Source organism: Corynebacterium sp. HMSC078A10, from assembly GCF_001811565.1.
GTDB lineage: Bacteria > Actinomycetota > Actinomycetes > Mycobacteriales > Mycobacteriaceae > Corynebacterium > Corynebacterium hesseae.
In genome coordinates this window covers 1-237 of the sequence record NZ_KV805209.1, presented here as the reverse complement: position 1 = coordinate 237, position 237 = coordinate 1, and the positions used below count along the sequence as shown (strand labels likewise).

Sequence of the window (237 nt, the reverse complement as noted above, 5' to 3'; positions counted from 1 at the left end):
CATCATGAAATCCATGGGGCTGAAAGGCTTTAGTAAACGGCGTCGATGCATCACCACCAGGCGCAAGCCTGGCCACCGAGTCATGCCAGATTTAATAAGCCGCAGATTCACAGCTGACAGGCCGAACCACGTCTACGTCGGCGACATCACCTACCTGCCGTGTAAGGGCGGCAAGAACATGTACCTAGCCACGGTCATCGACGCCTACTCGCGCAAACTCGTCGGCCATGCACTCGC

Annotated in this window: 1 protein-coding gene; it reads left to right on the top strand. The window is 57.0% G+C overall.

Annotation, left to right across the window (positions count from 1 at the left end; all coding sequences use genetic code 11):
• Nucleotides 1-4: 4 nt before the first annotated feature.
• On the top strand, nt 5-237 hold a 233-nt coding region (locus HMPREF2808_RS13975), incomplete at its 3' end, for a DDE-type integrase/transposase/recombinase (protein WP_141752587.1).